Annotated in this window: 12 protein-coding genes; 5 read left to right on the forward strand and 7 right to left on the reverse strand. The window is 47.1% G+C overall.

Annotated features, from left to right (window positions below):
- Entirely contained in the window at positions 1-822 is an 822-nt protein-coding gene (locus tag X919_RS0101450) for an NAD kinase (RefSeq protein WP_028898722.1), read from the reverse strand.
- Between the two features lie 69 nt (positions 823-891).
- Here X919_RS0101450 and X919_RS0101455 point away from each other — a divergent pair, with 69 nt between their 5' ends.
- The 5 genes from X919_RS0101455 to dinB all read left to right on the forward strand — a co-directional run bounded on the left by X919_RS0101455 (position 892) and on the right by dinB (position 6,821).
- The gene (locus X919_RS0101455) at positions 892-1,464 is read left to right on the forward strand and encodes a DJ-1 family glyoxalase III (RefSeq protein WP_028898723.1); all 573 of its coding nucleotides are present in this window, start codon (positions 892-894) and stop codon (positions 1,462-1,464) included.
- Between the two features lie 177 nt (positions 1,465-1,641).
- Positions 1,642-2,307: a 2-C-methyl-D-erythritol 4-phosphate cytidylyltransferase gene (locus tag X919_RS0101460; protein ID WP_028898724.1), complete on the forward strand. Its 666-nt coding sequence runs from the start codon at positions 1,642-1,644 to the stop codon at positions 2,305-2,307.
- A 2-nt stretch (positions 2,308-2,309) separates the two neighbouring features.
- Positions 2,310-4,412: an ATP-dependent DNA helicase RecG gene (recG, locus tag X919_RS0101465; protein ID WP_028898725.1), complete on the forward strand. Its 2,103-nt coding sequence runs from the start codon at positions 2,310-2,312 to the stop codon at positions 4,410-4,412.
- Positions 4,413-4,629: 217 nt separating this feature from the next.
- Positions 4,630-5,580 (forward strand): peptidoglycan DD-metalloendopeptidase family protein, encoded by a 951-nt coding sequence (locus X919_RS0101470; protein WP_028898726.1) that lies wholly within the window; start codon positions 4,630-4,632, stop codon positions 5,578-5,580.
- Positions 5,581-5,720: 140 nt separating this feature from the next.
- A complete protein-coding gene (gene dinB, locus X919_RS0101475) occupies positions 5,721-6,821 on the forward strand; it encodes a DNA polymerase IV (protein ID WP_028898727.1) in 1,101 nt (366 codons plus the stop codon).
- Positions 6,822-6,975: 154 nt separating this feature from the next.
- Here dinB and X919_RS0101480 read toward each other — a convergent pair whose 3' ends face one another.
- The 6 genes from X919_RS0101480 to gluP all read right to left on the reverse strand — a co-directional run bounded on the left by X919_RS0101480 (position 6,976) and on the right by gluP (position 13,853).
- Positions 6,976-9,177 carry a sodium-translocating pyrophosphatase gene (locus X919_RS0101480; RefSeq protein ID WP_028898728.1) on the reverse strand — a complete coding sequence of 734 codons (2,202 nt, stop codon included), beginning with the start codon at positions 9,175-9,177 and terminating at the stop codon, positions 6,976-6,978.
- A gap of 442 nt (positions 9,178-9,619) precedes the next feature.
- Positions 9,620-10,633 (reverse strand): NAD-dependent epimerase/dehydratase, encoded by a 1,014-nt coding sequence (locus X919_RS0101485; RefSeq protein ID WP_028898729.1) that lies wholly within the window; start codon positions 10,631-10,633, stop codon positions 9,620-9,622.
- Positions 10,630-11,346 (reverse strand): IspD/TarI family cytidylyltransferase, encoded by a 717-nt coding sequence (locus tag X919_RS0101490; protein ID WP_028898730.1) that lies wholly within the window; start codon positions 11,344-11,346, stop codon positions 10,630-10,632. The genes X919_RS0101485 and X919_RS0101490 overlap by 4 nt, the downstream gene beginning before the upstream one ends.
- A 1-nt stretch (position 11,347) precedes the next feature.
- A complete protein-coding gene (locus X919_RS0101495) occupies positions 11,348-12,226 on the reverse strand; it encodes a LicD family protein (protein ID WP_028898731.1) in 879 nt (292 codons plus the stop codon).
- Positions 12,227-12,315: 89 nt separating this feature from the next.
- A complete protein-coding gene (locus tag X919_RS16375; RefSeq protein WP_155949632.1) occupies positions 12,316-12,471 on the reverse strand; it encodes a hypothetical protein in 156 nt (51 codons plus the stop codon).
- Positions 12,472-12,647: 176 nt separating this feature from the next.
- Positions 12,648-13,853: a glucose/galactose MFS transporter gene (gluP, locus tag X919_RS0101505; protein WP_028898732.1), complete on the reverse strand. Its 1,206-nt coding sequence runs from the start codon at positions 13,851-13,853 to the stop codon at positions 12,648-12,650.
- Between the last annotated feature and the right edge of the window lie 628 nt (positions 13,854-14,481).

The raw sequence follows: 14,481 nt of genomic DNA on the forward strand, positions 1-14,481 counted from the left end.
TCATCGTTGATCTACACCCCACATCAATTTTTCACGCAACGTGGTAAAGAAACTTTGCCCTTGCAGCTTCACCACCTTCACCACATGCTGTGCCTTGGTAATCGAAAGCTGCACACCATCAGCCATTTTCATGCTGCGTCCATCAATGGCTACTAAGAAACTATGCGACCGCGACTCCACTTCTAAATCAATCTTGCTGCTATCATTGATGACGATGGGACGCAGATTGAGACTATGGGGTGCCACAGGCGTCAGGCAAAGGCTACCGCTCTGGGGCACAATGATGGGGCCTCCATTCGACAAGCTGTAGGCCGTGCTGCCCGTGGGGGTTGCGACAATCAAACCATCGGCTTGATATTCTCCCAACAACGCGCCATCAACACGTGCCGAAATGCGTATCATAGCGGCCGTATCGCGCTTCAAAATGGCAATATCATTCAGTGCAAATGGGTTCCACTCACCCAACGAACAGGTGGCATGAAGCTGAATCACAGTGTGGTTTTCAAGGGTGTAATGGCCTGCAAGCACCTCTGACAACATCGGCAAAAACTGCTCAGGATGCACATCAGCCAAGAAACCTAAACGCCCCATATTCACCCCAATGATAGGGATTTCGCGTGCACCAATGCGATTTACAGCACGCAGAAAGGTGCCATCACCACCCATTGAGAGTACAAAATCGACCTGTTCCAATGTCTCTGGCTCAATAAAAAGCTGTGCATGGTGCGCTGCTAAAAAACTCATGGCTTGCTTGAGATAGGGGGCAATTGCCTCACTTCGATATTCATTGCCTAAGAAAGCAAATGTTAGTTGCCGTTGCATGGATAGAAATGCTTTGCTAAATCAATTTTTATTATTATATTTGCAAATATAAACAAAATATTAAAGATAATGGCAAAAGTATATGAGTTTTTAGCCGATGGCTTCGAAGAAATAGAAGCATTGGCTGCTGTTGACATCCTGCGTCGCGGCGGTGTAGAGGTAAAAACCGTTAGTCTCACTGGTCAGTTAGAAGTAACAGGTTCACATGGCATAACTATTTTGGCCGACCTTCGTTTTGAAGAGGCGGGACATTTCGACGATGCCGACATGCTCTTGCTGCCAGGTGGTCTGCCAGGTACGACACATTTAAAAGAGCACGAAGGCCTGAAAACACTACTCAAATGCCACCATCAAGCTGCGAAGCGTATAGGAGCCATCTGTGCTGCACCTTCAGTTTTAGCTGAATGTGGTATTCTCGATGGCAAGAAAGCGACGTGTAGTCCAGGGTTTGAACGCTATTTCAATACGTCAACCACCTACACCGGCACACTGTTTCAAGAGGATGGCAATGTCATCACGGGCGAAGGTCCGGCAGCTACCCTACCCTATGCTTATCAAATTTTAAGTTATTTCGTTGACAAGTCTGCTGTGAAACAGCTGCAGGATGGCATGCAATATACCCACTTGCTAAGCCAAAAATAAACCAACGGCCTGGCCTTTGTGGGCGGGCAAACAAAGATAAAACAGCAAAGCATAAGGCACACGTCACACAAAAGCATAGCCATTGGTTGATAAAAGCATGGAAATTGAGCCACAATAGCCATGCTTTTACCGCCTAAAAGCATAGCTTTTGCAAGACATGGTGCCGCTAACGTTATTATGGACTATATCATTATCGTCGCTGGTGGCAAAGGCATGCGCATGGGAGCCGATATTCCCAAGCAGTTTCTTTTGCTCGGGGGGAGACCCATTCTCATGCGCACCATGGAGCAGTTCTACAACTATTCGGCAGACTTACAGCTGATTGTGGTGCTCCCCAAAGCACAACAGCACCATTGGAAACAACTGTGTAACGATTACAATTTCACCATTCCGCATCATATTGTCGATGGAGGACAGACCCGTTTCGACTCGTGTAAGCATGGGTTAGCCGCTATTCCCGCAGGCGAAAGCGGCGTGGTGGGCATCCACGATGGCGTGCGTCCGTTCGTTACACCCGACCTCATTGACCGCTGTTTCACAGCCGCCCGCGAGCATGCAGCTGCACTACCGGCACTTCTCCCCCACGACTCGCTCTGCCATGTGGGGCAGAATGGCGAGGCACGGCATGTGCCACGCGAGCAATACCGCTTGGCGCAAACCCCACAAGTGTTTGACATCGCCCTTCTTCGGCGCGCCTATCAACAGCCCTTCCAAGACCATTTCACCGACGATGCATCGGTAGTTGAAGCCTTGGGAGAGCCAATAACCTTGGTAGAGGGAACGCGAGAGAACATCAAAATCACGACCCCCTTTGATTTAAAAGTGGCTGAAACCCTGCTGTAACTATGCCCGACATTCTCGAACAAGACATCATGTATCTGCCCGGAGTGGGACCCAAACGCAAAGAAATTTTGGCGAAAGAGCTCCAAATCAACACGTGGGGTAACCTCTTAGAATACTATCCTTATAAATATGTGGATAGAAGTAAGGTTTACACCATCAACGAGTTGAACGGCAATATGCCTTTTGTGCAACTCAAAGGTAAGATACTCAGTTTCGAGGAGTTTGCCACAACGCCACGCAAAAAGCGCTTGGTGGCACATTTCAGCGATGGGCATGGCGTGGTCGACTTGGTGTGGTTTCGTGGCGTTCAATATGTCAGCAAGACCTATAAGTTAGGCGTTGAATATATTGTTTTTGGCAAACCATCGGTCTATGGTGGCCGTTTTCAGTTTGCACATCCCGAAATGGAGGAGGCAACCGCCTTGCAACTCAACGAGATGGGCATGCAACCTTATTATATGACTACGGAGCGAATGAAGAACGGGGGCATCACAAGTCGGGCCATAGAGAAGCTCACCAAGACGCTCATTGCAAGGCTTCCGCAAGGCTGTTTATCCGAGACTCTACCACCATTCATCACGCAACCACTGCATCTTCTTTCTCGCGAAGCAGCCTTTCATGGCATTCACTACCCCCACTCTTTGGACGAATTGCAGCGCGCACAAGTGCGATTGAAGTTTGAAGAGCTTTTCTATGTGCAGCTTAATATCTTGCGCTATGCGCACGACCGCCGGCAAAAATATAGGGGATACCGCTTCCATCAGGTGGGACAAGTGTTTCATCAGTTCTACAAAAACAACTTGCCCTTTGCCCTGACGGGTGCGCAAAAGCGCGTCATGCACGAGATAAGAGCTGACATGGATAGTGGGAAACAGATGAACCGACTGCTGCAAGGCGATGTGGGCTCGGGCAAAACACTGGTTGCTTTGATGACAATGTTGATTGCTATTGGTAACGGTTTTCAGGCCTGCATCATGGCTCCTACTGAAATTTTAGCCGAGCAACATTTTGCCACCATCAAGGAATTTCTACACGATATGCCCGTAGAAGTGGCATTGTTGACAGGCATCGTAAAAGGAAAACGCCGCCAAAACCTGCTCGAACGCTTAGCCAAAGGCGAAATAAATATTCTCGTTGGCACCCACGCTGTCATCGAAGACACCGTGCAATTTGCACACCTTGGCTTGGCTGTTGTCGACGAACAACATCGCTTTGGTGTGGCACAACGTGCACGATTGTGGGCTAAAAGCGAACAACCACCCCACATTCTCGTGATGACAGCAACTCCCATTCCGCGCACCTTAGCCATGACCATCTATGGCGATTTGGACGTAAGTGTGATTGATGAGCTGCCTCCTGGCCGCAAACCTATTGAGACACTTCACAAATATGACACCCAAATCACGAGTCTGTATCAAGGCATACGTCAGCAGATTGAACAGGGAAGGCAGGTCTATGTGGTATTCCCGCTCATCAAAGAGAATGAGAAAAACGATTTAAAAGATTTAGAAAAAGGTTATGAAAGCCTCTGTGAAATCTTTCCACAATATGCCATTAGCAAAGTGCATGGCAAACTGAAACCAGCAGAAAAGGAAGAGGAAATGCGCAAATTTGTGCAGGGCGAGACCCAAATCTTAGTAGCAACAACAGTAATAGAAGTGGGAGTCAACGTGCCCAATGCATCGGTAATGGTCATCATGGATGCTCAACGGTTTGGCCTTTCGCAGCTTCATCAATTGCGTGGGCGCGTGGGACGTGGCGCCAAACAATCCTATTGCATTCTCGTCACAGGCTATAAACTCAGCGAAGAGACTCGTAAACGCATTGACATTATGTGCGAAACCAACGATGGTTTCCGCATTGCCGAAGCCGATTTAAAGCTGCGTGGTCCCGGCGACCTTGAGGGAACACAACAAAGTGGTATTGCCTTTGACCTGAAGATTGCCGACATTGCACGCGATGGACAATTGGTGCAAATGGCACGAGAGGTGGCACAAAAGATTATAGAAAGCGACCCCTTAGGTGAAAATCCTGCACACCAGATGCTGTGGCAACGTCTAAAAGCCTTGCGTAAAACCAACATCAACTGGGCGGCTATCTCTTAAAAACACACCTCGTAAACAACCAAAAGCTATCCAAAACAGGCAAATGGCGTTTCTAAAACTTACCTAAAATAGGTTAACAATAAGGGCATGTGCTATTTTTTTTACTAACTTTGCTTCGCTTTTCATTAGAAAACAGGTCTGTATTTAGGCCTTACCCGATGCTTTCTTGATGCACTTTGCTTTCATCTTGTTCGGGTCTGAATCTAAAAACTGGTATATGAGTTTTAAAAAGAGCATTCAAAAGATTACAATAATTGCATCATTCGTTTGTGCAATTCTTCCTGCACATGCACAGGACTTATTAGCACGTCAGGCACCTATTGATAGGAAAATGAAGGCTGTCGATACACTCACACTGAGAAGTATCATAGAGAAAGAGCAAGAACAATCACCCGCTTCTGAACTTTATCAAGAGTGGGACAATCGCTATGCACACAAAAGAACTGAGATGCCTGACACCTTTAAGATTGACTTGCGCCATTTTTGCATGCCTACTCCCAGCCGTGTGGTGACCAGTAATTTTGGTAACCGCTGGGGAAGACCTCACAAAGGATTAGACATCAAGGTGTATATTGGCGACACTATTCGTGCTGCATTCAGTGGCAAAGTGCGCATCGTACGCTATGAGGCAGGTGGCTATGGCAAATATATCGTCATCAGACATCCCAATGGTTTGGAGACCATTTACGGACATCTTTCAGAGCAATTGGTGAGCGAAAACCAATCGGTAAGAGCTGGAGAAGTGATTGGTTTGGGTGGAAACACAGGGCGAAGCACTGGTTCTCACCTGCACTTCGAGACACGATTGTGTGGTGTGGCACTCAATCCTGCGCTGATGTTCGACTTCAGAAACCAAGATGTCACGGGCGATTACTATGTATATAACGTGAACACCTACAATGAAGAATCAGTTGAAGCAACACGTCTTCGCGGAAAAGTGGGCAATGGTGGCTACACACGTGATTTAGTACAGAATGGCGAACTCGGTAGCTACCAGAACAAGACGCACGCAAGTAATGACGAGTTGCTCTATCACAAGGTGAAGAATGGCGAGACACTTGCGTCAATAGCTAAACTCAGAGGGGTAACCATAGAAAAGATTTGCAGCCTCAACCACCTCAGTGCTAACGCTAAGGTACGCCCAGGAATGATTTTAAGATACTCATAATTTGGTTTCTAAAATATTATTAGGAATTTAAATAGTTCGTTGGTCGCGAGCGTAGAGGTTACGCTTGCGACCTTTTTCTTTCAACTCTAACGGCAATATTCCAAACCATCATCGCCACATAAAGCATCATCCTTCGGCACATGCGCAAGATTATTCATATCGACATGGATGCCTTTTTCGCCAGCGTAGAGCAACGCGACCATCCCGAACTGCGAGGAAAACCCATTGCAGTTGGCTATGATGGTGTACGCGGTGTGGTGTCAACAGCCAGCTATGAAGCAAGAAAATATGGTGTGCGTTCAGCTATGTCAATGCAAATAGCCAAACGCATATGTAAGGATTTGATAGTCATTCCAGGACGCTATGATCGTTATAAAGAGGTGTCATTAGCCATCCATTCTATCTTTCATGACTACACAGATTTAGTAGAACCTATCTCGCTTGACGAAGCATTCTTAGACGTAACGCACAACAAAAAAGATATACCATTTGCTTCCGAAATAGCTAAAGAGATCAAACAGCGCATCAAAAAGGAACTGCATCTCACCGCGTCAGCAGGTATCTCCTACAACAAACTATTGGCTAAAATCGCATCTGATTTTCACAAGCCCGATGGCTTATACATCATCCGACCTCATCAGGCACTCGACTTTATCGCACAGCTACCTGTGGAAGACCTATGGGGCGTGGGACCAAAGACCGCACAAAAGATGCACAAAATGGGCATCTTCAACGGCGAGCAACTGCGACAATGCTCAGAAAACCATCTCAAAGCCGTCTTCGGAAAAATAGGTCCTGCATTTTACAACTATGCTCGAGGCATCGACGAACGCCCCGTAGTAACCAACTATGCGCGCAAATCTGTGGGCTGCGAACGCACCTTTTTAGAAGATCTCAGCCTACCATCGGCCATCTTAATTGAGCTCTATCACTTGGTTGTGGAGCTTACCGAACGCTTAGAGAAAAGCAAATTTGTGGGCAAGACTGTGACCTTGAAAATAAAATTCAATGATTTTCAACAAATCACACGTAGTATCACCACCCACAAAAGGTTGCGAACGAAAAATGATATCCTACCTTTAGCCAAACAATTGCTACAACAAATACACTACAGCAACATACACCCTATCCGTCTGATGGGCTTGACCGTATCAAATTCGGTGACCGAAGATGGCAACATCAAATCGGAATGGGTGCAATTAGAATTTGGCTTTCTCTCTACAAGAAACAAGTACAGGTGAATGTAATCAAGCATAAAATTCACGCTGTCTTGATAAAGTCGAGTGCAATCAATGGCACGAAGCATTCTTTCTGCATCCACCTAACCCGCTTCTACAAGCTACAATAAAAAGCAATCAAACGCCTTTTATTGTAGCTAAGAGCTTGTATCCCCTTTTATAGAAAGGCTATAGTGAGGCCTGCCATCACGATACTCACCATCGACATGAGCTTGATGAGAATGTTAAGACTTGGCCCTGCAGTGTCTTTAAAGGGGTCACCAACGGTATCACCCACAATAGTCGCTTTGTGACAGGATGAACCTTTGCCACCGAAGTGCCCCTCTTCAACCATTTTTTTTGCATTATCCCATGCGCCACCAGCGTTAGCCATGAACACAGCTAAGGTGAACCCGGTGGATAAACTGCCGGCCAACAGTCCCAAAATGCCAGCCACACCAAGCAATATGCCCACCACAATGGGGATGGCAATAGCGAGCAAACCAGGTACAATCATCTCGGCTTGTGCACTGCGGGTGGATATTTCTACGCAACGTCCATAATCGGGTTCTGCTTCATACGACAAAATACCTTTGATTTCTTTGAACTGCCTCCTCACCTCTTCAACCATAGATTGTGCAGCACGCCCCACAGCACCCATGGTCAAACCACAGAAGAGAAAGGCCGCCATTGCGCCGATAAACACGCCGATGAGCACGCGCGGATTCATGAGATTAACTTGAAAATAGGCCATGAAGTCGGGCATAGTGGCCGTGTGGGGATCGAAGGTTTGCCCAGCCATATCGATAAAGGTTTGTCCCTTCTCCACCGCACGCACCATAGCAATTTTGATTTCTTCAATATACGATGCCAACAAGGCTAAGGCAGTGAGTGCCGCACTACCGATGGCAAAGCCTTTTCCTGTGGCGGCAGTAGTGTTGCCTAAGGCATCCAAAGCATCTGTGCGATGACGCACTTCTTCGCCCAAACCGCTCATCTCAGCATTGCCGCCGGCGTTGTCAGCAATCGGCCCATAGGCGTCGGTTGCCAAGGTAATGCCAAGCGTTGAGAGCATGCCCACGGCGGCAATGCCGATGCCATAGAGGCCGGTAGCGATAGCGTCGGCACGCATATCTAAATTAAATCCGTTGGCAAAAAGATAGCTCAGCATGATGGCTACGGCAATAACAAGCACGGGAATGCAGGTGGAAATCATGCCTGTGCCCAAACCTTTGATGAGCACTGTGGCAGCACCTGTCTGACTGGCTTCAGCAATACGCTGGGTAGGGCGATAGCTTTGTGAGGTGTAATATTCGGTAGCTTGCCCTATGATGACACCTGCGACTAAACCAGTCAGAACTGAAAACGACAGTCCCAGCCAGTTATTCATGCCCAACAGATAGAGGATGGCGAACGAGGCTACGGCGATAAGTGCTGCACTGACATTGGTTCCGACGCCCAAAGCATGCAACAGCTGCTTCATGGTAGCGCCTTCTTTGGTGCGCACCAAGAAGATACCGATGAGCGAAAGGAAGATGCCCACGGCGGCAATGAGCATCGGTGCAATGACGGCACGCAGCTGAAGGTCGGGCGATAGCGCGAAGGCCGTGGCACCCAAAGCCGCAGTTGAAAGGATGCTACCACAATAACTCTCATAGAGATCGGCTCCCATACCAGCCACATCGCCCACATTGTCACCCACATTGTCGGCGATGGTGGCAGGATTACGCGGATCGTCTTCGGGAATATCGGTTTCCACCTTACCCACCAAGTCAGCCCCCACGTCGGCCGCTTTGGTATAGATGCCGCCGCCAACACGTGCAAATAGCGCCTGCGTCGATGCGCCCATACCAAAGGTGAGCATCGTGGTGGTGATGGTTACAAGTGCCAAAGGCGAGTCAGCATAGACTGCATTGAGGATGAAAAACCACAGCGCAATGTCCAACAAACCTAAGCCTACCACCACGAGTCCCATGACAGCACCGCTGCGAAAAGCCACCTTCAGCCCCTGATCTAAGCCTTTGCGCGCGGCATTGGCTGTGCGAGCCGAAGCATAGGTAGCGGTCTTCATGCCAAAGAAGCCTGCCAAAGCCGAGAAGAAACCGCCGGTGAGGAAAGCCACAGGCACCCAAGGATTTTGTATTTTCAAGTAATAAGCCATGAAAGCAAAGAGCAAAGCGAGCACTATAAACACTGCACCCACCACCTTATACTGCTGCTTGAGATAGGCCATCGCACCCTTTCTGACATGCGAAGCAATCTCAATCATGCGGTCATTACCCTCTTCTTCTTTCATCATTTGGCGGAAGAAGTACCACGCCATACACAGGCTTGTCACAGATGCTATCGGCACAAGCCAAAAAACGGATGGAATCGTCATTGTTAAATCTTTGTTTTAAGGTTCGTTATTTGTTTGTTAGTGCCACGAAATTATCAAATTAATCGTTAGCTTGTTTTGTTTTTAGATAGTTTAACGCAAATGTTTCATCAGAAGACTTGTAGACGATAACCCGATTTGCAGAATGGTTAGCATAACCTTATGCTTCCGCCAACCGAAACAGGGAATGGCTGGCATAACCTTATGCTTTCACCAACCGAAACAAGGAACAGCTGGCATAACCTTATGCTTTTCTCAACCGAAACAAGGAATAGCAGGCATAACCTTATGCTCCCGCCAACCGAAACAGGGAACAGCTGGCATAACCTTATGCTTTTCTCAACCGGAACAAGGAACGCTGGCATAACCTTATGCTTGCGCCAACCGAAACAAGGAACAGCAGGCATAACCTTATGCTTGCGCCAACCAAAACAGGGATATTCGGCTAACAGATGTAGGCTTCGAGCGTCTTTTGCAGTTTTTCCTGCCACGTTCCTTCAATCGTGAAGCCCAGACTTTGTAGCTTTTCGGTGTTAAAAGTGGCTAAGGTGATGGGCGTTCCACCTTGCTTTTCAATTGCCGATGCTTCGGCCATCACCACGCGTTTTCCACCCAACGCAGCCAAGGTGTCGGCCAACTGGCGGATGGTGAACACCGAGTTGGGGTCGGCCACGTTATAGGCTGCTGCGCGTTCGCCCTTCAACAGCACATAGAGCAGGGCGCGAACGGCGTCGACCACGTAGCACCAAGAGCGCAACTGCCGCCCCGAGCTCTTTAAAATCAGGTCGTTGCCTGCCGCAATGTTGCGTAGGAATTGGGCGTAGACGCGGTTGTCGTGCTCGGTGAAACGCGGTCCATAAACATGGCAGAGGCGTGCGATAACCACGTCGGCTTGGTGCTCTGCAGCATAAGCCACACACAAGGTTTCGGCCGCACGTTTGGCCGAAGGATAGCATGCGCGTGGCGTGGCGCAGTCCACATAGCCACTATCGTGCTCAGAGAAGTTTCCCTCGCCCTCACCATAAATCTCGCCCGTCGACACGTAGAGAAAGCGTTGCATGCCGTGAAGCAGCCCATAGTCCAACAGGTTTCTCACGCCTTCGAAGTTCGAAAGCATCACCTCCACAGGCTGAGTGGCAAAACTTTTTGGATTGGCACTGCTGGCTGCATCAATGATGTAATCAAACAACTGTGCACCCTGAATGGGTCGACACACATCCATCTGCACGAAATGGAACCGTGGGTTGTCTACATAAGCAGCAAACCATGCCGCAGCTCGCTTGGCATTCCGTCCCGCTGCATACACCTCAACGGGCACGGGCAAGGCCAATAATGCTTCGACAAGGGCAGCTCCAACCAAGCCCGTTGCACCGGCCACCAACACCGATTTGCCCGCTAATTGTGCCCAGGACAGCGGTTCCTGCGCTATGGCCTGTAAGTCTTCCGCATAGCTATTCATTTCAACCATGTGTCTTTCTGCGTGTGCATCAGCGCCTTTAAAATCTCCAAATCCTCAACAGTCGTAATCTTAATGTTGCGCTCCGAGCCCGGAATGATAAACATCTTATGCCCACCCAGTTCGGCCATCAACGTGCATGTGGCCACCGAATTGGTGATGCCGCGTTGCTTGGCGGCCTCGTGTGCAGCAAGAAGCTCGCCCAAAGGGAAGGTGTGTGGCGTTTGGGTGCGAATGAGTTTATCGCGCGGAATACTTTTTTCGGCGTTGAAACCATCATCGCTCACCAAGATAGCCTCCCGACATTGAATGCCTGTGATGGCGTTGCCGAAGCGTTTACACGTAGCAATGTTCGACGAGATGATGTCTTGCGACACCAATGGGCGCACACCATCGTGCACCAAAATGAGGTCGTCGTCGTTGCATCCCTCAGCCTTCAGCCCATAGATGCCGTTGTGAATCGACTCCATCCCCGTCTCGCCACCTTTGAAAATCCACCGCAGTTTGGTGATCGAAAACTGGTTGGCATACGAGCGCAACACCGTTTCCCAGCCTTCCAAACACACCACTGCAATAGCTTCAATGTCGGGATGGCGCTCAAAAGCCTTCATCGTGTGCACAATAATCGGGCAATCATCCACATGGATAAATTGTTTGGGAATCTCTTGTCCCATGCGGTTCCCACTTCCGCCGGCAATTAATAATGCATAATTCATGTTACTTTATTTGATGTTTTACTTCTTCGAACGACTTGCGCTCATTCAAATTAAAATAGGCTTTGGCATGTTTGGCCACACGTTCAGCCTCGGGTGGCAACTGCATGTAGTCGCCGAAATAGTGGCGCAGATAAGCGTCTGTGCATTGGGGCAGCGCCACTTGCAGCCCTTCAAACGCGCCCATAACCTGCGTTTCAACCCATGATTTGGGAAAGATTTCACGCGCCCCATACGAACCCGCATACACCACCACACGCTCACCACGGTCGAAAGCATAGCTGCTGCTGATGGCGTTCATCTGCTTAAGCAACCGTTGTCGATAGCCTTTCCGCCACAGAAAACCTATTGTCTTGTAGCAAAACTGCCCCCATTGCTGTGGCTGAGCCAACAACCCTAAGTATTTTGCAAACGAATAGCGGTGACTGATAGCACTTAATCGATTCTTTAACCGCTGATAACGGCGCAGCAACTGCAAGGCCTCCGTGTCATCATCGGGCGCACCGTCCACGGGGAAAATGTCGATATACAGCCCCGTCAGGCACGGAATTTCGGCAAACTCGACGAGTGTCGTGTGCGCATTGCACAACTTAAGCGAAGGTAGCGGATAGGCATCATCGCTTTCAGGCCCTATCAACTCATAGTCCTCCACAGGCTGCTCATGCCACAATTCTCTGAACCTTTCGTAGTCGGGACGCGGCATGCACACGTCAATATCGTCATCCCAAGGTATCATTCCCTGATGGCGTACGGCACCAATAGCCGTCCCACCCGCACAAAAATAACGCAACTGATGACGCGTACAAAACGAGATGAAAGTGGAAAACACCTCCACAAGTATGCCATTCCAGCGTGGCTGCTCTTGCTTTGTTACTTCTTGCATAGCTGCAAACTTACATAATTTTCTTGATATGCACGAGACTTTCCTGCCGAAAATCTGCATTCTATACTTGAAAACAGCTTATACGGAAGTTATAGTATCTGAATTTCACCACGGATTCCTTCCATCACAATTAAAACCTTTTGTTCTGAAGTGAAAATTCGTTTCGTATTACGACGGATATCCTTTAACATGGATTCTGAGGTCCTCTGCTGAGAACCTGCTGAAAGATTCTTTTTTGTTGTCATTGTGCAAATATACTTTTTTATTAATATAATTCATACTAAACCCCAAACTTAATTGAGGTCCCAGTTGTGCACTTTCGTTTGACAACGTACACAAAAAGAAGAGGTCTAAAGCAATTCGTTTTAGACCCCTTTTCTTATGTCTTATAGATACCTTCGAGAGTATCTTTTATTTGTAATTATCTTAGCTTGCAACCTTTAAATGCGTAGAAAGCAATGTAAATGAAGCAAGGAAGACAAAGCCAATAAGCGTTTTGTGCGCCGAAAAGATCTTTAAACCAACCGAAAAGAACAGTTAGAATAGCACCTCCGAACAAGCCCATTGTTAGAAGAGAAGAACCTGTTTTGGTGAACTTTCCAAGATCTTTCATTGCCAAAGGCCACAGTGCAGGCCACATTAACGAGCAACCTAGAGCCACAATACCAATGCTATAGATACTTAAATGTGCAGGAAGAGTAGCCACACATATGGTTCCTATGAGTGCAACGATAGCGCAAATTTTAAGCGCAGTGTTTTGACTTAGATACTTAGGAATGAGCAATACGCCCGAAATATAGCCAATACTCATTGCAATAGGGGTAATCCATGAGTAGTTTTCAGCCGCTGCAAGTCCTAGTGTTTTAGCATAGTCGATAACTGAACCCAATGCAATTGTTTCTACACCAACGTAGAAGAAAATAGCAATACTACCTAATACAAGGTGTGGGAACTGCAAAATAGAAGTCTTGCTGTTAGCATATTGTGCCACTTCTTGTGATTCTTCTTCGTTTGAATCGTCTTCTCCTGTAGCCTTAATTTCAGGTAATGGAGAAACAAGAGCAATCAAACCAAGAAGCAAGAACAATCCGCTTAGAATATAGAAAGGAACATCTAATTGTGTAACTTTGATGTCGAGAGTACTTCCAAGCACTGCTGCAATGAACAAAGGAGATATTGGCCATGCCAATTTATTAAGTATTCCGATGATGCTTATGCGCTTTGCTGCACTCTCAATAGGACCTAATATGGTGATATAAGGGTTAATTGCTGCTTGCAAAAAGGTGTTACCAATACCGCCTAAGAATGATGCTGTAAGGAAAAGAGGATAGCTTTCTTGCTTTGCAGAAACCACAAAGATGAGGAAACTAACAGCGTAAATAGCATACGAAAAGGCAATTGTTTTCTTGTAACCAATGGCCTTTATAAGTTGACCTGCTGGGTAACCGAACAGCACAAAAGGTATAAACATAGCTGCAATGATGGCGTATGCTCCTGCAAAAGACACTTCTAACGATTGGTTTAGGATAGGAATTAAGATTCCATTTACACTTGCTGCGAAGCCTCCTGAGAAGAACATCAATCCCAAAATGGCAAGGGGTAGGATGTAATTTTTATTTTCTTTCATAAAATAGTATGTATTAATTAATTCTGATTCTTTTGAAATTTGTATTACAACTGGGACCTCAATTAAGTTTGGGGTTTTAGTATGAATTATATTGTACGTTGTCAAACAAAAGTACACAACTGCAAATGTAGTTATTTACTCTGATATTTCATTGTTTTATTACCTTAACTCCGCAGCATAAATTCTTGTGAGAAATCCAAGTGCCTGGGGAACAAAGTTCTCAAAACACTTTGATATGTCAGAATTTTCACCTATCTTGGTGCTGCAAACATAACAAGTAAGCAAAAAACTGACAGGACAAAGGTAGCAACTAAAAACGAGAATATCACTTCTTTCGGTGGAATTTACATCATTTCTTTGTGGCTTTTCATACTTCCCCATTGGTTTGGGTGGGGGATTTCATGCTTATGCAAGAACCAAGAACCCCAGGAAATCCCCATATCAATGGATAAATCCCCAAAATGTCACTTCAATATATAAAAGTACCTCACAAGGAATAATGCTGCGGAATTGAGGATAGATAGGATTTATACTGTATCTTTGCACCGCTAGAACCCGCCAAGCCTCTCAACGATGCTCAAATGAGTTTGCAAATGAGGGCAATGGAAAGTGCACTTTCACATTGCCG

The sequence above is a fragment of the Prevotella sp. HJM029 genome (assembly GCF_000599605.1).
In the GTDB taxonomy this organism is placed as follows: Bacteria; Bacteroidota; Bacteroidia; order Bacteroidales; family Bacteroidaceae; genus Prevotella.

Coding starts and splice junctions, on each gene's coding strand:
- X919_RS0101450 (WP_028898722.1), bottom strand. CDS start 822: ATGCAACGGCAACTAACATTTGCTTTCTTAGGCAATGAATATCGAAGT.
- X919_RS0101455 (WP_028898723.1), top strand. CDS start 892: ATGGCAAAAGTATATGAGTTTTTAGCCGATGGCTTCGAAGAAATAGAA.
- X919_RS0101460 (WP_028898724.1), top strand. CDS start 1,642: ATGGACTATATCATTATCGTCGCTGGTGGCAAAGGCATGCGCATGGGA.
- recG (WP_028898725.1), top strand. CDS start 2,310: ATGCCCGACATTCTCGAACAAGACATCATGTATCTGCCCGGAGTGGGA.
- X919_RS0101470 (WP_028898726.1), top strand. CDS start 4,630: ATGAGTTTTAAAAAGAGCATTCAAAAGATTACAATAATTGCATCATTC.
- dinB (WP_028898727.1), top strand. CDS start 5,721: ATGCGCAAGATTATTCATATCGACATGGATGCCTTTTTCGCCAGCGTA.
- X919_RS0101480 (WP_028898728.1), bottom strand. CDS start 9,177: ATGACGATTCCATCCGTTTTTTGGCTTGTGCCGATAGCATCTGTGACA.
- X919_RS0101485 (WP_028898729.1), bottom strand. CDS start 10,633: ATGAATAGCTATGCGGAAGACTTACAGGCCATAGCGCAGGAACCGCTG.
- X919_RS0101490 (WP_028898730.1), bottom strand. CDS start 11,346: ATGAATTATGCATTATTAATTGCCGGCGGAAGTGGGAACCGCATGGGA.
- X919_RS0101495 (WP_028898731.1), bottom strand. CDS start 12,226: ATGCAAGAAGTAACAAAGCAAGAGCAGCCACGCTGGAATGGCATACTT.
- X919_RS16375 (WP_155949632.1), bottom strand. CDS start 12,471: ATGACAACAAAAAAGAATCTTTCAGCAGGTTCTCAGCAGAGGACCTCA.
- gluP (WP_028898732.1), bottom strand. CDS start 13,853: ATGAAAGAAAATAAAAATTACATCCTACCCCTTGCCATTTTGGGATTG.